Here is a 20,797-nt window from a genome sequence, read left to right as displayed (position 1 = left end):
ATCTGGAATCCGTGCCCTCGCGCACTCCGCGCCGTTGACAAAGGACTCATCAGCTCCCACTCCGCACTGCGTGCGTCGCGGACGGGGCTGCCAGGGAAACCAGCGGCTTCGCTCGGCGCAGCGGGAGCCTTCGGCTTCGCCTCGGCCCGGCGCTCCCGCTCTGATTGGTGAACCCGCTTCAAAGGAAATGTCGTGCGTCGCATTCGCGGTGCGATCGCGATAGCTGCCGCGGTTGTGCTTACAGCAGAAGCGACGGTGAGTCAGGGAGGGGGGCAAACGCGAGAGCGAAGCGACATCGCGGTGGCAGCGATGCAACGGCGAATCACGAAATGGGGCAAACGGGAGAAGCAAACCACAGCTTGATCGCAGCGACGCAAAGACGAGTCAGGGAACGGAGCAAACCGCGGAAGCGAAAATCCGGCGGCCGGTTTTATGAGCCGGGTATCGGCGCGCGCAGCGCCGCCGGAGGTATGACTGCCTTGTCACTGAGGCGGAGTGTGCGAGGCGACAGATTCCAGATGCACCACTACCGTGGTTGCGCGGGGGACCCGCTTATGAGCTTGCGGTGTGAAGCCGCTTTCTTTGCTTACTTTCTTTGCGGCGGCAAAGAAAGTAAGTGCCGCCCCGCACAGGGGCAACGCTAATAGACCACTAACACAGCAAGGAAAGGCCAAAAGACCAGAAAGGCAACGCCAAAACAAACCACAAACACAGCAAGGCAAACGCCCAAAATCCAGATCAACAACAAACCGGCCGAGCAGGCCCCACCTCTTAACCCTCAATTCCGGCTAGCAATAGCCCCCTGCCCACCAGCAGAATCCGCCGTCTGCGAAGACCCAGCCCCTCCCCAAACAACGGAGTTATTAACCGCATACAACCGGCATGGCGCCGAACTCTGCTTCTGGCAATTAGCAATCGCCACCGTCATCGGATCATCGCCCCCTTCGGCCCACGACCACGCACCGGTATCCGACACAGCAAAAGCCCGACTAGGATACTGATGCAGGAAATTCCGATACCCATTCCGGCCAGCTTCATCGACATACGGCACAGAGTCGACCGCATCGACAGCAGCAAACCCACTCGCCTTAGGCATGGAAGGATCCGCCACGCGATACTGCACGCCGGTAGGCATCCCCACCCTGGCAAGGAAAGCCTCGACCGCAGGCCACCACACATGCACGCCATCACGATCGCCCACGAGCCGATGCGCGTCATTCTTGTAGTTGCCGAAATCCACCATCTTCGCGCTCGCACCGTGCGCGGCATACGCGGCGTACATGCCGGCCACCAGCGGCGCGGTCCACACCGAATCGTTATCGCCGTACAACCACAGCGAAGGCACCTTCGTTTTCTCGCCATACGCGCCGAACGCGCGCGTCAGGTTGCCCTGCCAGTCAGCGCATGCGTCCTGCCGCAAACCACCCGAGAAATTGATCAGCGCCCGCACGCCCGGTGCAGCGTCAGGCCCGTAAGCGATCGTCGCCAGACCGCCGTGCGAAGTGCCGGCCACCACGATGTGCGTGGCGTCAACGTAAGGCTGCTTCGACATGTAGTTGATCGTCGCGGCGACGTCGCCAGCCTGGTCGATACCGTTGCGCTCGACGTCGCAACCGTCCTGCTGATAAGTGCCGCCGGAATGGCCGAAGCCCTGGCGGTTCGGCGCCACCACCACATAGCCGCGACGCACGAATTCACGCGCGAACGGCAGCGGGTCGCTGCGCTCCTGCGTGCGCGGGTCGCCAGGAATCTTGCCGTGATTGAAAACGATCATCGGAAACGGACCCGGGCCGTCCGGCTTGTAGATCGTCGTTTCGAGCGTGATGCTGCCGGCAGCGTCGACCGGCACGCGGATGATCTGTTCGTTGAGACCGGCGGTGGGCAAATAGACGTCGTCGTCGAGCGCGATGCGCGGCACGTGCGCGCGGGTGAGAGGCCCTGCCTGGGTGTCGTCAAGCGGGTCGGCATGCGCGAGCGCGACAGCGCATATCGCCGTTGCACACGTCACCGCACACTTCGTCAGAACCTTGCTGAACACCATTGACGCACCTGCCTCAAAAACCTGCCCAGAACACCGTGATGCCTTGTCCGTCGAATGTCATCGCTGACAGTTGCCTTTCATCGGCGTTTTCGACAAACAAAAACACACTCGCGTACGTAGTGCGCTATGCGCACGCACGCTGATCGAGATCGCACGGGATGAACCCAAACGGCTGACGCGACCCCACGCGCCGATGATGAGCGCCACACATGCCGCCTGAAACCGCCGTCGAACCCTTACTGGTGGGCTATCGGCCGGAGCCTGCGCATTTTGCGGATTCGGTATGCACCTGTTCTCGCAATGTGACGTCACAAACCTACGGCCCCATCCTGGCACGACAATTTTGTTTTGTGCAATCAAGGAGAACCCGTGGCGCAAAAATTGCCGTCTGCGGAGCAGGGTCCTTTCGCCTTGGCGGCGCAGCAAAGCCGCCTCGCGGACGCTGCGTGGCTGTGCGAAGTAATGTGCTGCAACATACGCGCTGTGGCGTCGGGCCAACACGAAAAAAAGCCCTCGTTAGAGGGCCACATGTAATCACGACGCTCTCTGCGTCATTGCCTCGTGTAAGGGCAGGTAAGGCGCGGCTTATTCATTGACGTCACCGTCGACATAGCGCCAGCGTCCGTCGTCGCCGCGGACAAAGCGGCTCAGTTCGTGCAGCCGGTGAGCGCGGCCGCCGACCTTGTATCGTGCGACGAATTCAACGGTTGCATGCTGGGTGTCGGTTTCGGTGAAGGCCTTGATCTGCAGTCCGAGCCAACGCGGTGCGTCGGGGGCAGCAGGGTCGGCGTCGAGTTCCGCGGGGCAGGTGTGCGGTGCCCAGGTCGCCCGCAGGTAATCCGTTGCGCCCACAACATATGCGCTGTAACGCGAGCGCATCAGTTCGAGCGCGCGCGGCGCGGTTTCGCCGCCATCGATATAGCGGCCGCAACATTGCGCGAAGCGGGGCGGTTTGGCGCCGCTGCGCTGATCGGGCGCGGCGCCGCCGCATGGGCAGTCGGAAGGTCGTTGCATCGACAACAATGGCTTGATCATCAGACGTTCAGGCAAGACCGCGCGCGATCAGGATTTTCTGGATGTCACTGGTGCCTTCGTAAATCTGGCACACGCGCACATCGCGGTAGATGCGCTCGACCGGGAAGTCGTTCAGATAACCGTAGCCGCCATGGATCTGCAAGGCCGCCGAGCAGATGCGCTCGGCGGCTTCCGAGGCGAACAGCTTCGCCATCGCGGCCTCGGTCAGACACGGCTGGCCTGCGTCCTTTAGCGACGCCGCGTGCCAGATCAACTGGCGGGCGGCTTCGAGTTGCGTCGCCATATCGGCGAGACGGAACTGCACGGCCTGGTGCGAGAACAGCGGCTGGCCAAAGCTCTCGCGTTCCTTCGCGTAGCCCAATGCCGCCTCGAACGCGGCACGCGCCATCCCGACGCTCTGCGCCGCGATTCCGATCCGTCCGCCTTCGAGCCCCGATAGCGCAATCCGATAGCCTTCGCCTTCCGCGCCAATCAGATTCGCGGCCGGTACGCGGCAGTCCTCAAAAATAATCTGCGCCGTGTCTGACGAATGCTGGCCGAGCTTTTCCTCGACTCGTGTGACGACGTATCCTTTCGTATCGGTCGGCACGATAAACGCGCTGATGCCGCGCTTGCCCGCCGCCTTGTCGGTCACGGCCATGACGATCGCAACATCGCCGTTCTTGCCGCTCGTGATGAACTGTTTGACACCGTTCAGCACGTAGCTGTCGCCATCGCGTGTCGCGGTGGTGCGCAACGCGGATGCATCCGAGCCCGCTTGCGGTTCAGTCAGGCAAAACGCGCCGAGCATCTCACCGCGCGCGAGCGGCGTGAGCCAATCGCGTTTCTGCGCGTCGTTGCCATAGGTCAGCAGAATGCTGCACACCGGGCAATTGTTGACGGAAATCGCGGTCGAGGTACCGCCGTCGCCGGCCGCGATTTCTTCGAGGATCAGCGCGAGCGCCAGCGCGTCCATGCCGGCGCCGCCATAAGCCTCGGGCACCAGCACGCCGTACGCGCCGAGTTCGGCGAGCTGGCGATGCACCTCTTTCGGAAAAATACGCTCGCGGTCCCATTGCGCCGCGTGCGGGGTGACCGCTTCGCGGACGAACGTGCGTACCGCGTCGCGGATCATCTGGTGATCCTGATCAAGCACCATGGCTCGGTCTCCTTTTTAGTCTCTCCAGGTGTCTTCTCACCAGTCGAGCGCCGTGCCGTCATATTGATAGAAGCGGCCGTTGAACGCGTCGTGCGCGGCGGCCGCCTGTGCGAGCACTTCGCGCATGCCGGTCACGCTGCGCGCAGGATCGATCGCCGCCTGCGCGCCGCCCATGTCGGTGCGCACCCAACCCGGGTGCAGCGAAATACACGTGGCGCGTGTGGTAGTGAGCGAGGCGACTTTCAGCGCGTCGTTGAGCGCCGCCTTACTCGCCCGATACAGCCAGCCAGTCGTGCCGCTTGCGTCGCTGATGCTGCCCATCTTGCTCGAAATCACCGCGAACACGCCGCCGGCTTCTTCGACGAGCGGCAGCAGGATCGGCATCAGTTGCATCGGACCACGCACATTGGTGTGCATGACCAGATCGAAGTCTTCAGCCGTGATGGTTTCGATGTCCTCGGTGTGCGGGCCGAACACGCCCGACACCACGACCGCCACGTCGAGCCGTTCGCCGTCGAGCCGCCAGCCGAGCGCGGCGATTTCCTCGGGCTCGGTGACGTCGAGTGAGAAGGTCTCGGCGCCGAGCATTTTCAGCGCGTCGAGCGCGGCGCCGTCGCGCGCGGTGGCGAGTACGCGCCAGCCGCTTTTCCTGTATTGCCGCACAAACTCCTGACCGATGCCGCGCGACGCACCCACGATCAACACTGTCTTCATCGAATCACCTCAAGCTTCAGAACGCCGGCAAACGGCGCGTCAAACCAGTTCGATACCCATCGCGGTCGCTTCGCCGCCGCCGATGCACAGCGTCGCGACGCCGCGCTTGCCGCCGCGCTGTCTCAACGCGCCGATCAGCGTGACGAGAATCCGCGCGCCCGATGCGCCGATCGGGTGGCCGAGCGCGCAGGCGCCGCCGTTCACGTTGACCTTGTCGTGCGGCAGACGGTGTTCCTTCATCGCCGCCATCGTGACCACCGCGAAGGCTTCGTTGATTTCGTACAGATCCACCTCGTCGGCGCGCCAGCCGTTCTTCTCGAACAGCTTGCGAATCGCACCGACCGGCGCGGTGGTGAACTTGGCCGGTTCCTGCGCGAAGGTGGCGTGGCCGACCACGCGAGCAAGCGGCTCGACACCGAGACGTTTCGCGGTCGATTCGCGCATCATCACGAGCGCTGCCGCACCGTCGGAAATCGACGATGAGTTCGCCGCCGTGACCGTGCCGGTTTTGCTGAACGCGGGCTTGAGCGTTGGGATTTTGTCGAGGTTCGCTTTGAACGGCTGCTCGTCGTGGTCGATGGTCACGTCACCCTTGCGGCTTTCCACCTTCACCGGCGCGATTTCCCACGTGAACGAACCGTCTTCATTCGCGCGCTTCGCCCGGTTCAGGGACTCGACGGCGAACGCGTCCTGCGCTTCGCGCGTGAAGTCGAACGACGCCGCGCATTCTTCGGCGAAGGTGCCCATCAAACGGCCTTTTTCATACGCGTCTTCGAGACCGTCGTAGAACATGTGGTCGATCACCTGGCCGTGGCCCATGCGCATGCCGTTACGCGCTTTCGGCAACAGGTAAGGTGCGTTGGTCATGCTCTCCATGCCGCCCGCGACGATCACGTCGACCGAGCCGGCGGCCAGCATGTCATGCGCGAACATCGCCGCGCGCATGCCGGAACCGCACATCTTGTTGACCGTGGTGCTGCCGGTGGCGAGCGGCAAGCCCGCACCGAGCGCGGCCTGACGCGCTGGCGCCTGGCCCTGGCCGGCGGGCAGCACGCAGCCCATGACTACTTCGTCGATCTGCTCCGGCTTCAGGCCCGCGCGTTGCACGGCGGCCTCGATCGCCACCGAGCCCAGTTGCGGCGCGGTGAGCGAAGCGAAATCGCCCTGAAATGCCGCCATGGGCGTGCGGGCCACACCGACGATCACGATCGGATCAGCTTTTGTATCACTCATGTTTGCCTCCTTCATGTTTGAGTTCCTCGATCACACCTTCGACAATCGCCGGCACGGCACCGAGCTGGGCCGCGTCGGCGGCAGCCATGTCGCTGTCTTCCTTGTACGCGCCACCGGCCGATACCGCGGCGAGGCAGTTCCTGTACGTTGCATCGAGCGCCGCCGGGTCGTTGACGGTCATCCCCAGGTTGCGAACCTTGCCGTCGTGTACGCCATACACCCAGCCATGCACGGCGAGTTCCTGGCCGCGTGCCCATGCGTCGTTGACGATGGTGGTCCGGCATACGTTCATCACCTGCTCGATCGCGTTCAGTTCGACGAGGCGCCGATGCCGCGCCTCGCCGATCGGCCACTCTTCGATCAGCGCGGCATGCTTGGTGCGCACGTCCTGCACGTGATGCAGCCAGTTATCCGCGAGGCCCACGCGCCGGCCATGCAGCGCTGCGGCGACACCCGAGCAGCCATAGTGGCCCACCACCATGATGTGCTTGACCTTCAGCAGATCGACGGCGAACTGGATGACCGACAGGCAGTTCAGATCCGTATGCACCACCACGTTGGCGATATTTCTGTGCACGAACACTTCGCCAGGCGGCAGGCCGATGATCTGATTGGCCGGCACACGCGAATCGGAACAGCCGATCCACAGATATTCGGGGGTCTGCTGATGCGCGAGGCGCGAGAAGTACTCGGGATCTTCGGACAGCTTGCGGGCCACCCACGCGTCGTTGTTGTCGAACAGGTGAGCGAGCGGATTGGCAGCGGGAGAAGCGTTCGTATTCATGGATGAGTCTGGGCGGTTGCTCGACCGATTGACCGGTCGATGTCGTATAAGGTTCGGACGATGCGGGCGGCACGTGAGACGCGATAGACGCGCCGGGCTCAAGCCACCCGCGCTGGGCGTTCGTCTGCCGGATTCTCCGCGTGTCCGGACGCCGTATCGGCGAATCGTTCCGGATAGCGGATGCAGAAACGCACACTGCTGTCGTACGGGAAAAAGTCGGGCAGTTCGCCTTTCAGAAGATGATCCTTGTGCCGTTGCCATAGCGCAGGATCGAAAAAGTCCGCGTGGTGCTGCATGAAGGATCGGCGCACGCGTGGGTCGCCGAGTAAAAACGTGCCGTATGTCTCCGGGAAAATGTCGTGCGGGCCGACCGAGTACCACGGCTCGCCCGACATTTCGTCTTCCTCGTTACGCGGCGCCGGCACCGCGCGCACGTTGCAGTCAGTCAGGTATTCGATTTCATCGTAGTCGTAGAACACGACGCGGCCGTGGCGGGTCACGCCGAAGTTCTTGTACAGCATGTCGCCTGGGAAGATGTTCGCCTGCATCAATTCCTTGATCGCGTTGCCGTATTCCTTGATGCCGTGGTCGACGTCCTCGTCGCTGCCGTTCTGCAGGAACAGATTGAGCGGCACCATCCGGCGCTCGATATATAGATGGCGAATCACGAGGTTGTCGCCATCGTGTTCGATCAGGGACGGCACTTCCTTCTCGAGTTCGCGTATCAGCGCTTCGTCGAGCCGGGAAATGGGCAGCGCCACGCTCGAGTATTCGAGCGTGTCGGCCATGCGGCCCAGCCGGTCGTGCCGTTTGACGAGCTGATACTTTCCCTTGATCTTCTCGCGCGTGGTTTCCTTGGGCGGCGGAAAATGGTCTTTGATCAGCTTGAAGACATACGGAAACGAGGGCAGCGTGAACACCAGCATCACGAGCCCCTTGATGCCGGGCGCAATGATGAACGAGTCGCTCGAATGCTTCAGGTGGTGCAGCAGATCGCGATAGAACAGATTCTTGCCCTGCTTCTGCAAGCCCACCGACGTGTAAATTTCCGCTTTCGGTTTGCCCGGCATGATCGTGCAGAGAAATTCGACGTAAGCCGAGGGCACTTCCATGTCCACCAGGAAGTACGAGTGCGAGAAGCTGAAGATGATCAGCAACTGATCGCGTTTGAGCAGCACCGTATCGAGCGCAAGCACACCGGGTTTCACGTGGCGCAGCGGCACGGCGAACGGCAACAGCAGATCGCCGTTGATGATCCGACCGATGATGTATGCCGACTTGTTCCGGTAGAACAGCGACGAGAGCACGTGAATCTGAAAGTTGGCCGCTTCGTCGAACACGCCGAACGCGTCGTGGATCGTTTGCATGACGCACTGGACGTCGCGTGTCAGATCCTCGAACGGCGGCTCCAGCTGGAAGTTGGTGACGATGCGTTCGAGCGTCGCAGCGAGGCCGTCCTTGCCGGGGTAATACGCACGATAAGTCGGCTTTGCCGCCGGTTCGTCGTTCTCGATGTACTCGGTCGAAATCGCCGGGCGCACGAAAATGAAGTCGTTGTTGAAATACGAACGGTGCAGGATCTTGCAGCACACCGAATTGAAGAACGTCTCCGCGCACTCGGGCTGACGGTGCGTGGTCAGCAGACCGATGTAGTGGAGCTTGATCTGCTGCCACACTTCGCTGTCGATATTCTCGGCGTCGTATTCGTCTTCGAGCAACTCGACGCATTCCTCGACGCGATCGTCATATGAGGTAATGCGCTCTCGCGCCAGGGTTTGCAGACCGTGCCAGTCGGCCGCCTCGAACAGCGTTTTGGCATGAATCGCCGCGTCGCGGAAAATCCGGTAGTGCCGATCAAACCCTTCGAGCATCGTCTGGGCGACGTCAAAGCCGATCTGGGACGACAGCAGTTTGGGGAAGTGATTCATGTCGAATTCGCCTGGTCGCGGCTTACGCAGACTGGGTTCCGCGTGTGCCGCTTTCCAGCAGCGCACGCGCCTGGGCTTCGTATTGTGCGAGGTCTTCGAGCGTCGCGTTCAGATCTTCAAGTTGGCGTTCGAGCACATCGCGATGGCGCGACACCGTCGCAAGGAAGGCGTGCAATTGCGGCACGGTGTCGGTCGGTGATTCGTAAACGTCGAGCAGATCGCGGATTTCCGACAGCGTGAAGCCAAGCCGCTTGCCGCGCAGCGTGAGTTTCAGACGGGTTCGGTCGCGACCCGAATAAACGCGCCGCAAGCCGCTCGAACCCTCGCGGCTGGGCGAGAGTAAACCCTGGTCTTCATAGAAGCGGATCGCTCGGGGCGTGACGTCGAATTCTCGCGCGAGCTCGGTGATCGTGTATTGCGTGTTCATCGGGGCGTCCCGTGTCCGGGCAGAAAATCGGATTGAACGATAGAATCGACGTTTACGTTATCGTCAACCTGATCGAAACGCAACTAGAGAGCAATACGGCACCGGACTGTCCCGGCCGGGCCGCAACCACGCTGTGCGGCATCGCATACCTCGCCATGCCGGACGGCCGACGGAGGAAGACAAGCCCAATGAATGCACTCGAACATCAACTCGACTACCCGTTCAACGACACCATGCCCGAAGCGGGCCATGCGATGGAAGTCGCGCCCGGCGTGTTCTGGCTGCGCATGCCGTTGCCGTTCGCCCTCGATCACATCAATCTGTGGCTGCTACGCGATGAAATCGACGGTCAGCGTGGCTGGACGGTCGTCGACTGCGGCATTGCATCGGATGCGATCAGGGAGAATTGGGAGAAGGTGTTCGACTCCGTGCTCGACGGCCTGCCGGTGCTGCGCGTGATCGTCACGCATTGCCACCCGGATCACATTGGCCTCGCACACTGGATCTGCGGCGGCGGCGACAAGAAGCGCTGGAATGTGCGCCTGTGGACGACGCTGGGCGAATACATGCAGGCCCGCGTGATGGCGGCCGGCGACGGGTCGAACGCGGGCGGCGACGCCGCGGCGGAGCATTTCGCGCGGCATGGTCTGAACGATCAGGCGTCGCTCGAGAAGCTGCGCAATCGCACGAGCTACTACGCGAGTCTCGTGCCGGCGATTCCCGATCAATATCGCCGTTTGCGTGAAGCCGACGGTGTGCAGATCGGCGGCAAGACGTGGCGGGTAGTGACCGGCTTCGGCCATTCGCCGGAACATTGCGCGCTGTATTGCGAAGAGACCGGCACGCTGATTTCCGGCGACATGGTGCTGCCGCGTATCTCGACGAACGTTTCGGTGTTCGCCATGGAGCCGGAAAGCACGCCGCTCGCGCTGTATCTGGAATCGCTCGGCCGCTACGAGACGATGCCCGAAGACACGCTCGTGCTGCCGTCGCATGGCAAGCCGTTCCGTGGCGTGCGTACGCGCATCAGGCAATTGCGTGAGCACCACGACGCGCGTCTGGCTGAAGTGCGCGAGGCCTGTGCGGAGAAGCCGCGGAGCGCCGCGGACATCGTGCCGCTGATGTTCAAGCGCCAACTCGACATCCATCAGATGACGTTCGCAATGGGCGAGGCGCTGGCGCACTTGCATCTGCTATGGTTCGCGGGCGAGTTGAAGCGCACGCAGGATGCCGATGGAGTGATCCGGTTCTCGGCGTGATCGCGTCGGCAGACTGACACGTCGATAAAAAAAGCCCGATTGCGAATGACAATCGGGCTTTTCTTTGAAGCGGGGCTTTTCTTTACAGCGGCGTGACGCAAGCTTACTGCACGGCCACCGCGCCGAAGTTCTGCCGTCCGAACGGACTGACGTGATAGCCGCTCACATTCGTGCGCGTGATGGCCGCTGCCGTCGGGTAACCCAGCGGAATCCACAGCGCCTGGTCATGGATGATCTGTTGCGCCTGTTCATACGCCTTCGCGCGTTTGGCCTGATCGGGCGTTGCCTTGCCGTCGGCGATCAGCTTGTCCAGATCCTGATCGCAGAAGCGCGCAAAGTTGATACCCGACTTAACCGCGTTGCAACTGAAGAGCGGCGACAGATAGTTGTCCGGATCGCCGTTGTCGCCGGCCCAGCCCATGAACAGCGTGTCATGCTGACCTTGCTTCGCCTGCTTGATCAATTCGCCCCATTCGATCACCTTCACCTCGGCCTTCACGCCGATCTTCGCGAAGTCGGCCTGCAACAGTTCGGCGCCAGCCTTCGGATTCGGGTTCAGGACGCTGCCGTTCGGCCGTACCCAGATCGTCGTTTCGAAGCCGTTCGGATAACCCGCGTCCGCGAGCAGTTTCTTGGCCTTCACCGGATCGTACGGCCACGGCTTCACGGACTTGTCGTAGCTCCACGTGTTCGGCGGATACGGATTGACGGCCGGCGTCGCGGTGTTGTCGAAGATCGCCTTCAGATAGGTGGTGCGGTCGAACGCCATGTTCAGCGCGGCGCGCACCTTCTGGTTGTCGAGCGGCTTCTTCTGCGTGTTCAGCGCGACGAAGGCGGTCATGAAGGCCGGTGTCTGGACGATGGCGAGCGACTTGTCGCCCTTTGCTTCGGCGAGATCCTGCGGCTTCGGCGACAGCGCGATCTGGCATTCGCCGGCTTTCACCTTTTGCGCGCGCACCGTGGCGTCCGGCGTGATCGCGTAGATCAGGCGATCGATCTTCGGTTTCGGGCCCCAGTACGTTGGGTTCACGTCGTACCGGATCACCGCGTCTTTGGTGTAGCTCTTCAACTCGAACGGGCCGGTGCCGATCGGCTTCGCATTCAGGTCGACCTGTTTGCCGGCCTTGAGCAACTGGTCGGCGTATTCGGCCGAATAGATCGAGGCGAAACCCATCGTCAGAATCGACACGAAGGTCGCGTCCGGGGCGTTCAGCTCGAACTTGACCGTGTTGTCGTCAACCTTGCTGATCGACTTGATGAGCTTCGGCAAACCCATTGATTGGGCGTGCGGGAAGCCACTCGCGCCCGCCACCTTGTGCCACGGATTGCTGTCGTTGAGCATGCGGTCGAACGTGAAGACGACGTCGTCGGCGTTCAGCGGCCGGGTGGGCTTGAAGTAATCGGTGCTCTGGAACTGCACGTTCGGGCGCAGGTGGAACGTGTAGGTGAGGCCATCGGCGCTCACGTCCCACTTGTCGGCCAGCGAAGGCACAACTTTCTTCGCGGCCTCGTCGTATGAGACCAGCGAATTGAAGATCACGTCGGCCGACGCATTGGTCGTGACGAGCGAATTGAATTGCACGACATCGAAACCGTCAGGGCTCGATTCGGTACAGACGGTCAGCGGTTTGGCGAGCACGAGCGCGGGCGCCGTGAACAGTACGGCGGCTGCGAGCAGTTTGAAGCGCATAGGATCTCCCATAACAAGCGCAGTCAGGCAGTGCGTCTGGTTGTGTGGTTGTATTCCGTTGACGGGCGGCGACCGGTCTGGCCGTCGTCTTTATTGTGATACGTTTCCGGCGCCTGCGCATGGTTTGACGGGTGCCATCCACGCGCGCTTTGGCCTTCGCGAAAGCTTATCGAAGGGTGGTTGTGACGACAACAATTTAATCCGCATATCCATATGGATAGCGGATGCCGGCGTCAGCGCACAGGAAGCGCCGCGCGCGTTTTCGTCGATATCGACGCAATGTGCTCGATTTATTCGGTGACGGCGCGGGGCTTGCGTGGCGCACGTTCGAACGCGCGATCGTAGAGCCAGCGCGGCAGCACATGCAACAGCATGGCCGCAATGCGCATCTGCCACGGGAACACCGCGAAGGACGTTTGCCGCTCGATTGCACCCGCGGCCTTCATGGCGAAGCGCTCGGCGTCCATCAGGAACGGCATGGCGTACGGGTTGTGCTCGGTCATCGGCGTGCGGATATAGCCGGGCGCGATGGTGACCACGCCGACGCCCAGAGGGCGCATCTCGACGCGCAGCGCTTCCAGATACTTGAGCGCCGCCGATTTCGACGCGCTGTACGCACCCGAGCCCGGCAAGCCCCGCACTCCGGCCACGCTGGCAATGCCGACCAGCGTACCTTTCTTCGCGGCCACCATGGCGGCGGCGAACGGCTCGAAGGTGGCGACCATGCCGAAGTAGTTGATATCCATCACTTCGCGGAAGGTGCGCAGGTCGCCGTGCCCGGTGACCGCGCCGCGGCTGATGCCGGCATTGGCGATCACGATGTCCGGCAAACCATGCTGCGCGATGAACTGTGCGGCCGCTTCAGCGAGCGCCTCGGCGTCGCGCACGTCGACGGAATAAGTGGAGATGGAATTCTGCGGATGAGACTGCTGGAAAGCGGCGAGCGCGTCGCCGCGGCGGGCAACCAGGCCGAGAATCGCGCCGCGCCGCGCATATTCGGCGGCGAGCGCGAGGCCGATGCCACTCGAGGCGCCGGTAATGAAAACCTTCAGGGGTGAGCTCATTCCGGCGCCTCGGCTTTACATCTTCTTGGCGCGAATCTGCTGCACCAGGTAGTCGAGCACCTGAATCGTGCCCGGCAGGCTGTTGGTCGCCGCCGGACCGGTTTCATACTTGCCCTGCACGGCCAGCGTCGGCACGCCGTCGATCTTGTAGTCGTCCATCAGCTTCTTGTCCTTCTGCAAAGCGCTTTGCGTCGAGAACGAGTTGTACGCGTCCATGTACTTCTTCGGATCGACGCCGTTCTTGGCGAGGAACTTGGCCTGGTCTTCCGGCGTCAGCAGGTAGTCCTTGTTGACGTGAATTTCATTGAAGACTTTCGGCGTGAGCTGCTGCGCGAGGCCGAGCGCGTCCAGCGCGTGGAACATTTTCGAGTGCGGAATGAAGTCGTCGCGGAAGGCGACCGGCACGCGCTTGAACACGACGTCCGGACCTTGCTTCTTGATCCAGGCCTCGAGGTAGGGGTCGAATTCATTGCAGTGCGGGCAGCCGTACCAGAAGAATTCGGTGACTTCGATCTTGCCGGCCGGCACGTCCGTAGGCTGCGGCGTGGCCAGCACGGTGTAGTCCTTGCCGGACACCGGCGCGGCCGGCGATGCATGCGCCGTGGCGGCAACCAGGCCCAGCGAGAGGAACAGAATGCTCAGCAGTTTTTTCATGTTGTGTTGACCCAAGTAGGCGATAAAGCGGTGGCGCCACGCAAATGCCCGTCACCGTTTTCATTGTCGGCTCAGACGTTCTAGTCCGTTGTGTTTGTCGATTGTGCTTGTGACACGCGCCGCACGCCGGGAGTTCGGCGTGCGGCGCGTTCCGGCAAAAATCGCCGTTTATTGATTGCCTGCTTATTGTTTCGTAAAGCGGATGACGGCGGTATCCACGCCCGCGTCGGACAGACGCTGACGGCTCGAATTCATGTCTTCAAACTTCGAGAACGGGCCGATCCGCACACGGTAGTAAGTGACGCCGCCGGCATCGCGCTGCGTGACCTTTGACTCGAAGCCCTGGAAGGCGAGACGCGCACGTTGCTGCTCGGCGTCGGCCGAGGTCTTGTAGGCGCCCACTTGCAGGAAGTAGCCCGTATTCGCATCGCCCGGCGCCGGTGCCGGCGCCGCGCCTGAACCGGGCTTGGCGTTGGCAACCGTGCTCTTCGGCGCCGAGCCTGCCGCGGTGGCGGCCGGTGCGCTGGAGCCTTGCGGTTTCTTCGCCGTTGTAGTGGCCGTGCCGTTGTCCTGCGCGGGTTTCGGCGCGACTGCCGTGCCATTCGCGTTGTCAGCCGACGGCGGCACTTCGACGATCTGCGGTTCTTCCAGCATGCCGGACTGCGTTTGCGAATTGGTCTGGCCCGGGGCGGTGTTCGGCGGTGCCGGCTGCGCGGCTTGCGGCACCGGCTGGCCCGGCGTCTTGCCTTGCAGCGGACGGTTCGGGTCGTATTGCTGTGCCTGGCTTGCACCGGTGTCGGGCGCCGCGGGCGGCGCGACCTTCGAGACAAACGGCGTAGGTGCGCGGGTGATATACAGCGCCACCACCACCGCGATCGCGAGACCGACGATCAGGCCCAGCACGATACCGAGAAAGGTCCCCCCGGTTTGTTTCGATTGCGATTGCTTTGTTGTGCGGCGTGGTTTTGCCATCGTATGAATCACCTGCAAAAAGAATCCTGGAACGGCCGTCGATTATAACGACGGCCGCGTGCATGTTGCGCCGGAGGACTTACATCTTGACGGGAGCGGAGACGCCGATCGTCGCGAGACCGTTGGCCAACACCTGACGCGTGGCCGCAAGCAGCGCGACGCGCGCATTGCGCTCGGCGGCGTCGTCGACCAGCACGCGTTCGGCTTTGTCATTGTAGAACGAGTGGAATTCCCCGGCGAGGTCGCGCAGATAGAACGCGACCGCGTGCGGCGCGAGTTCGTCGGCGGCGTGCTCGAGCATGTCCGGGAACTCGGCGAGCTTGTTCAGCAAGGCCATGGCGCGTTCGCTGGTGAGCGGCGACACGTCGAGCTGGGCCAGCGTGCTTTCGTCCGTGTTATAGCGCGCCTTGCATTCGGCGATGACCGAGCAGATCCGCGCATGCGCGTACTGCACATAGTGCACCGGATTCTCGTCGTTCTGTTTCAACGCGAGGTCGATGTCGAACACGAATTCCGTGTCCGCTTTGCGCGAAATCAGGAAGAAGCGCACGGCGTCGCGGCCGCGGCGAATCGTCTCTTCGTCAATCAGATCGATCGCTGCTTCCGAGCCCGGCGTGGCGCCGCCCGACCATTCGATCAGGTCGCGTACCGTCACGTAGCTGCCGGCGCGCTTGGAGATCTTCACCTCTTCGCCGTTGCGCATGACCGTGACCATCTTGTGCAGGATGTAGTCGGGATAGCCCTTTGGAATGCCTATGCCGAGGCCTTGCAGGCCGGCGCGCACCCGCGCGATCGTGCCGTGGTGGTCCGAGCCCTGAATGTTGATGACCTTGGTGAAGCCGCGTTCCCACTTGGCGACGTGATACGCGACGTCCGGCACGAAGTACGTGTAGGTGCCGTCGGTCTTGCGCATCACGCGGTCTTTGTCGTCGCCGTCGTCGGTGGTGCGCAGCCACAGCGCGCCTTCCTGTTCGTAGGTCTTGCCGGCGGCGATCAGCGCATCGACGGTTTTCTCGACCCGGCCTTCCTTGTACAGCGACGACTCCAGGTAGTACTGGTCGAACTTCACGCCGAACGCCTGCAGGTCCATATCCTGCTCGCGGCGCAGGTAGGCCACCGCAAAGCGGCGGATCGCGTCGAGGTTTTCGATGTCGCCCGCGCCCGTCACGGGCTCGCCGTCGCTCGCGGCTACGGTGACGCCGTTCAGATAATCTTTCGCGATCTCGGCGATGTACTCGCCGTTGTATGCCGAAGCGGGCCAGCCTTCGTCGCCCGGAGCGAGGCCGCGGGCGCGCGCCTGGGTCGACACGGCGAGCGTGTGGATCTGCACGCCGGCGTCGTTGTAGTAGAACTCGCGGTGCACGTCATAGCCCTGGCTAGCCAGCACGTTCGACAGCGCGTCGCCGAGCGCGGCCTGGCGGCCGTGGCCGACGTGCAGCGGGCCGGTCGGGTTGGCCGAGACGAATTCGATCAGCACGTGCTTGCCAGCGTCGCGCTGCGAGCGGCCGAAGGCTTCCTTTTCAGCGAATACGGCAGCGATCACGGCCTGCTTGGCGGCCGCCGCGAGGCGCAGGTTGATGAAGCCGGGGCCGGCCACTTCGGCGGCGTCCACGAGGCCTTTTGCCTGCGGCTGCGCGAGCAGCGCGTCGACGATCTGCTGGGCCAGTTGGCGCGGGTTGGCGCGCAACGGCTTGGCGAGTTGCATCGCCACATTGCACGCGACGTCGCCGTGCGCGGCCACCTTGGGACGCTCCAGCGTGATCGTGGGCGAGACGAAGGCGGCTTCGGTCGCGCCTTGGGTTGCTTCAGCGACCTGCTTCACCGTGTCGGCGAGCAGTGTTTCGAGGGTTCGTTTATGTGCGGGCAGCATGCTTGTTGCGAGTCCAGTGAGGCAATCCGGTAATGCGGAAGAAGCGGCGGCCGCGCGCGACGCGCAGCCGATTCGTCAGAAGCGTGGAAAGCGGCGAAGCCCCGGCCGGTAGGCAGCCGGCACGTCGGAGCGCCGTCAGGCGCGCGGCGTGCTTGCCGCGAGGCTTGGCGCGCTTGTGCGCGGTTTCGCGCGATTTTGGCCAACCGCTCCGGCCGGCCACCCGCGCAACGCCGTACACAGCGCATTGCGGCGCGCTTTTCCGTTCAGACGGATTTTAGCAGGTGCTAATATGTTCAATGAGATGCCCACCAAGGGCCGTGGCCGCCGTGCCTGATCGGCGTGCCAACGCAAAGCGCGCGGGCGGCGAGTTTTGAGCGGCACGCGCGTCGATCCAACATAACGAAAAAGGGAACAGTCATGCTGATTACTTTTAAATGCCGGGCCTGCCCGGATGTGATGATGCTGGAGAATCTTGCACAGTACCTCGTCGGCATTGTCGGCAAGCGCCTCGGCGAGCGTGGCGTCATCATCCACGACGAACTTGACGTTGCGATCAGCAAACTCGAAGCGGCGATTACCTTCGACAAACAGGAACGTGCCGAGCACGATGGCCATTTCCACGAAGGTGAAGAGGGCCACGAGCATCACGAAATTCCGCCGGGGCTCGCCCAGCGTGCGTATCCGTTCCTCGACATGCTGCGTGCCGCGAAGAAGGAAAACGCGGATATCGTCTGGGGTATCTGAGCCTGGCTTCGTCCGCCGGCGGTGGCGCTTGCAGCGCCAGGCGGCGCGGACCGGGTTGCGCCGCGCGCAATATGACGCATCAATGAAAAAGAGCCCGCATCTGCGGGCTCTTGTCTTTCACGGGGCTTGACAGCCCGTCTGCCGGGCCTGCCTGCTTACTGGCTGGCGCCGTCTGCCGGCGCTGCCATCGGTGCTGACGCACCCTTCTTCATTTTCTGCTTCTTGGGCTTCTTGACGTGCTTTTGTGTAGGCGGCGAATAGGAACTGACCGAGCTGGCGGGCTGGGCCAGCGCCACCGAGGCGCCTGCGGCGAGTGAAACAGCAGTCAATAACAGCGTCAGCTTCTTCATACGATTCTCTCCGTTGACGATTGCAATTTGATAAGCCGACGCGTTTTGGCCACGTCTGGCGGGGGTGAAGCTATTTCAGTCTACAAAGCCGAAATTTGCACTGCCGCAAATATTCAGCCTAGCGTGCCCGATATAGTGGGTTTCCCGCCACGCAAGGCCTACAGCAAAGGCGCGAGCGCCCGCTCGGCGTCTGTTTTCGACAACGACATGCGTGCTGCGTAGTCTTCCAGCTGGTCCTGGCCGATCTTGCCGACCGAGAAATAGGTGCTGTCCGGGTGCGCCAGATAGAAGCCGGACACGCTGGCCGCCGGCAGCATGGCCAGCGATTCGGTCACGCTCATGCCGATTTCGGTGGCTTGCAGCACGTCGAACATATCGCGTTTCACGAGATGGTCCGGGCAGGCCGGATAGCCCGGCGCCGGGCGGATGCCATGGTACTTTTCGGCGATCAGGTCGTCGTTCGAAAGACTTTCGGTGCTGGCGTAACCCCATAGATCGCGGCGCACACGGGCGTGCAAGGCTTCCGCAAAGGCTTCGGCGAAGCGGTCGGCGAGCGCCTTCAGCATGATCGCGCTGTAGTCGTCGTGATCCTTTTCGAACTGCTTTTCCTTCACATCTACGCCCAGACCGGCCGTGACCGCGAACATGCCGATGTAGTCGGCCACGCCCGAGTCCTTCGGCGCGATGAAGTCGGCGAGCGAGCGGTTCGGGCGCATCACGCCGTCCACCACCGGCCGCACGCTTTGCTGGCGCAGGTTGCGCCACGTGAGCGCGACTTCCGAACGTGATTCGTCCGTGTAGATCTCGATGTCGTCGTCATTCACGGTGTTGGCCGGCAGCAGGCAGATCACGCCGTTAGCCTGCAGCCAGCGGCCCTGGATCAGGCGCGCGAGCATCGACTTGCCGTCCGAGAACACGCGGCGGGCCGATTCGCCGACGATCTCGTCGTTCAGAATCGCCGGGTACGGGCCGGCCAGGTCCCAGGTCTGGAAGAACGGACCCCAGTCGATATAGTTCGCCAGCTCGTTCAGATCGAAATTCCTGAACACCCGGCGGCCGATGAACTTCGGCTTGACCGGCTGGTAGCCGGCCCAATCAATTTTGGTCTTGTTCGCACGGGCCTCGGCGAGCGTGACCATCGGCTGGGCTTTCTTGTTGGCATGCTGGTCACGGATACGGTCGTAGTCGGCCTTCAGCTCGTCGAGGTACTTCGCCGCGCCTTCATCGGACAGCAGGCTGGACGCAACTGAAACCGAGCGCGAGGCGTCCGGCACGTAGACCACCGGGCCCTCGTAATGCGGCGCGATCTTCACGGCAGTGTGGACGCGCGAGGTGGTCGCGCCGCCGATCAGCAGCGGGATCTTCTTCACGCGGAAGTAGTCGTCGCGCTGCATTTCGGAGGCAACGTAGGCCATTTCTTCGAGGCTTGGCGTAATCAGGCCCGACAAGCCGATGATGTCCGCGCCCTCGACCTTGGCTTTGGCGAGAATGTCGTTGCACGACACCATCACGCCCATGTTGACCACTTCGAAGTTATTGCACTGAAGCACCACCGAAACGATGTTCTTGCCGATGTCGTGCACGTCGCCCTTCACCGTGGCGATGACGATCTTGCCTTTCGCGCGCACGTCGGCGCCGGCTTCGGCCATCAGCTTCTTTTCTTCCTCGATGTACGGGATCAGATGCGCGACCGCCTGCTTCATCACGCGCGCCGACTTCACGACCTGCGGCAGGAACATCTTGCCCTGGCCGAACAGGTCGCCGACGATGTTCATGCCGTCCATCAGCGGGCCTTCGATCACGTTGATCGGACGGCCGCCGGCTGCCGCGATCTTCGCGCGCACTTCCTCGGTGTCTTCAACGATGAAGTTGGTGATGCCGTGCACCAGCGCATGCGACAGACGCTTCTCGACGGGCTGATTGCGCCATTCGAGGTTCTCTTCCTTCTTCGCGGCGCCGGTCTTGAACTTGTCGGCGATTTCCAGCAGACGATCGGTGCCGTCTTCACGACGGTTCAATACCACGTCTTCCACACGCTCGCGCAATTCCGGATCGAGATCGGCGTAGACGCCGAGCTGACCCGCGTTGACGATGCCCATGTCCATCCCCGCCTGAATCGCGTGGTAGAGGAACACGGTGTGGATCGCCTCGCGTACCGGATCGTTGCCGCGGAACGAGAACGAGACGTTCGACACACCGCCGCTGATCTTCGCGTACGGCAGGTTTTCCTTGATCCAGCGCGTGGCGTTGATGAAGTCGACCGCGTAGTTGTTGTGTTCTTCGATACCGGTCGCAATCGCGAAGATGTTCGGATCGAAGATGATGTCTTCCGGTGGGAAGCCCACTTCGTTCACGAGGAAATCGTAGGAGCGCTTGCAGATTTCGATCTTGCGCTTGTACGTGTCGGCCTGGCCTTGTTCGTCGAAGGCCATCACGACCGCCGCCGCGCCGTAACGGCGAATCAGGTTCGCGTGATGACGGAACGCTTCTTCGCCTTCCTTCAGCGAGATCGAGTTGACGATCGCCTTGCCCTGCACGCACTTCAGGCCGGCCTCGATCACGTCCCACTTCGACGAGTCGATCATGATCGGCACGCGTGCGATGTCCGGCTCCGAGGCGATCAGATTCATGAAGCGGACCATTGCCGCTTTCGAATCGAGCATGGCCTCGTCCATGTTGACATCGATGATCTGCGCACCGTTTTCGACCTGCTGCCGCGCGACCGCGATGGCGTCGTCGAACTGGTCGTTCAGGATCATTCGCGCGAACGCCTTCGAACCGGTCACGTTGGTGCGCTCACCGACGTTGATGAAGAGCGTCCCGGTCGTGACGTTGAACGGCTCGAGGCCGGAAAGGCGCATGGTGTGATCGGTCATGGCGTGAGTGCGGTTCGG

Annotated in this window: 16 protein-coding genes and 1 pseudogene; 2 read left to right on the top strand and 15 right to left on the bottom strand. The window is 62.4% G+C overall.

From position 1 onward, the window contains the following. Nucleotides 1–778: 778 nt before the first annotated feature. From HWX91_RS04380 to HWX91_RS04345, 8 genes are all read right to left on the bottom strand, one after another. Entirely contained in the window at nt 779–2,041 is a 1,263-nt protein-coding gene (locus tag HWX91_RS04380; RefSeq protein ID WP_028198961.1) for a dienelactone hydrolase family protein, read from the bottom strand. Between the two features lie 585 nt (nt 2,042–2,626). Then, nucleotides 2,627–3,076, bottom strand: coding sequence for a YchJ family protein (locus tag HWX91_RS04375; protein WP_028198962.1), 450 nt, complete (start codon nt 3,074–3,076; stop codon nt 2,627–2,629). Between the two features lie 7 nt (nt 3,077–3,083). Beyond that, entirely contained in the window at nt 3,084–4,214 is a 1,131-nt protein-coding gene (locus HWX91_RS04370) for an acyl-CoA dehydrogenase family protein (RefSeq protein ID WP_028198963.1), read from the bottom strand. A gap of 36 nt (nt 4,215–4,250) precedes the next feature. Beyond that, complete coding sequence (locus HWX91_RS04365) at nt 4,251–4,928, bottom strand: SDR family oxidoreductase (RefSeq protein ID WP_028198964.1); 678 nt, start codon at nt 4,926–4,928, stop codon at nt 4,251–4,253. A gap of 39 nt (nt 4,929–4,967) precedes the next feature. Next, a complete protein-coding gene (locus tag HWX91_RS04360; RefSeq protein WP_028198965.1) occupies nt 4,968–6,176 on the bottom strand; it encodes an acetyl-CoA C-acetyltransferase in 1,209 nt (402 codons plus the stop codon). Continuing rightward, nucleotides 6,154–6,945: a carbonate dehydratase gene (can, locus tag HWX91_RS04355; RefSeq protein WP_028198966.1), complete on the bottom strand. Its 792-nt coding sequence runs from the start codon at nt 6,943–6,945 to the stop codon at nt 6,154–6,156. Before can ends, HWX91_RS04360 begins: the two co-directional genes overlap by 23 nt. A gap of 98 nt (nt 6,946–7,043) precedes the next feature. Next, entirely contained in the window at nt 7,044–8,873 is a 1,830-nt protein-coding gene (gene aceK, locus HWX91_RS04350) for a bifunctional isocitrate dehydrogenase kinase/phosphatase (protein ID WP_028198967.1), read from the bottom strand. Between the two features lie 22 nt (nt 8,874–8,895). Further along, nucleotides 8,896–9,300: a MerR family transcriptional regulator gene (locus HWX91_RS04345; protein ID WP_028198968.1), complete on the bottom strand. Its 405-nt coding sequence runs from the start codon at nt 9,298–9,300 to the stop codon at nt 8,896–8,898. A gap of 188 nt (nt 9,301–9,488) precedes the next feature. Between HWX91_RS04345 and HWX91_RS04340 the strand changes: the two genes are divergently transcribed. Next, a complete protein-coding gene (locus HWX91_RS04340; RefSeq protein WP_028198969.1) occupies nt 9,489–10,559 on the top strand; it encodes an MBL fold metallo-hydrolase in 1,071 nt (356 codons plus the stop codon). Nucleotides 10,560–10,662: 103 nt separating this feature from the next. On the opposite strand, the gene HWX91_RS04335 is transcribed toward HWX91_RS04340, so the two are convergent. From HWX91_RS04335 to argS, 5 genes are all read right to left on the bottom strand, one after another. Further along, nucleotides 10,663–12,249 carry an ABC transporter substrate-binding protein gene (locus HWX91_RS04335; RefSeq protein ID WP_028198970.1) on the bottom strand — a complete coding sequence of 529 codons (1,587 nt, stop codon included), beginning with the start codon at nt 12,247–12,249 and terminating at the stop codon, nt 10,663–10,665. A gap of 290 nt (nt 12,250–12,539) precedes the next feature. Further along, a complete protein-coding gene (locus HWX91_RS04330) occupies nt 12,540–13,313 on the bottom strand; it encodes an SDR family oxidoreductase (protein WP_028198971.1) in 774 nt (257 codons plus the stop codon). Nucleotides 13,314–13,328: 15 nt separating this feature from the next. Then, a complete protein-coding gene (locus tag HWX91_RS04325; protein WP_028198972.1) occupies nt 13,329–13,967 on the bottom strand; it encodes a thiol:disulfide interchange protein DsbA/DsbL in 639 nt (212 codons plus the stop codon). Nucleotides 13,968–14,150: 183 nt separating this feature from the next. Beyond that, nucleotides 14,151–14,957: an SPOR domain-containing protein gene (locus HWX91_RS04320; RefSeq protein ID WP_028198973.1), complete on the bottom strand. Its 807-nt coding sequence runs from the start codon at nt 14,955–14,957 to the stop codon at nt 14,151–14,153. Between the two features lie 61 nt (nt 14,958–15,018). Continuing rightward, entirely contained in the window at nt 15,019–16,809 is a 1,791-nt protein-coding gene (gene argS / locus HWX91_RS04315) for an arginine--tRNA ligase (protein ID WP_028198974.1), read from the bottom strand. 417 nt (nt 16,810–17,226) lie between these two features. On the opposite strand from argS, the gene HWX91_RS04310 reads away from it, so the two are divergent. Further along, the gene (locus HWX91_RS04310; RefSeq protein WP_035519500.1) at nt 17,227–17,553 is read left to right on the top strand and encodes a DUF1840 domain-containing protein; all 327 of its coding nucleotides are present in this window, start codon (nt 17,227–17,229) and stop codon (nt 17,551–17,553) included. A gap of 155 nt (nt 17,554–17,708) precedes the next feature. Here the strand turns inward: HWX91_RS04310 and HWX91_RS04305 are convergent, their stop codons facing one another. After that, nucleotides 17,709–17,903: a hypothetical protein gene (locus HWX91_RS04305; RefSeq protein ID WP_028198977.1), complete on the bottom strand. Its 195-nt coding sequence runs from the start codon at nt 17,901–17,903 to the stop codon at nt 17,709–17,711. Between the two features lie 158 nt (nt 17,904–18,061). Further along, a pseudogene (gene metH / locus HWX91_RS04300) lies at nt 18,062–20,791 on the bottom strand (methionine synthase); the annotation flags it as partial. Between the last annotated feature and the right edge of the window lie 6 nt (nt 20,792–20,797).

This window comes from Paraburkholderia fungorum (assembly GCF_902833645.1).
In the GTDB taxonomy this organism is placed as follows: domain Bacteria; phylum Pseudomonadota; class Gammaproteobacteria; order Burkholderiales; family Burkholderiaceae; genus Paraburkholderia; species Paraburkholderia fungorum.
Note: the sequence above shows the minus strand (reverse complement) of the source record. Positions and strands in the feature narration are given on the sequence as shown.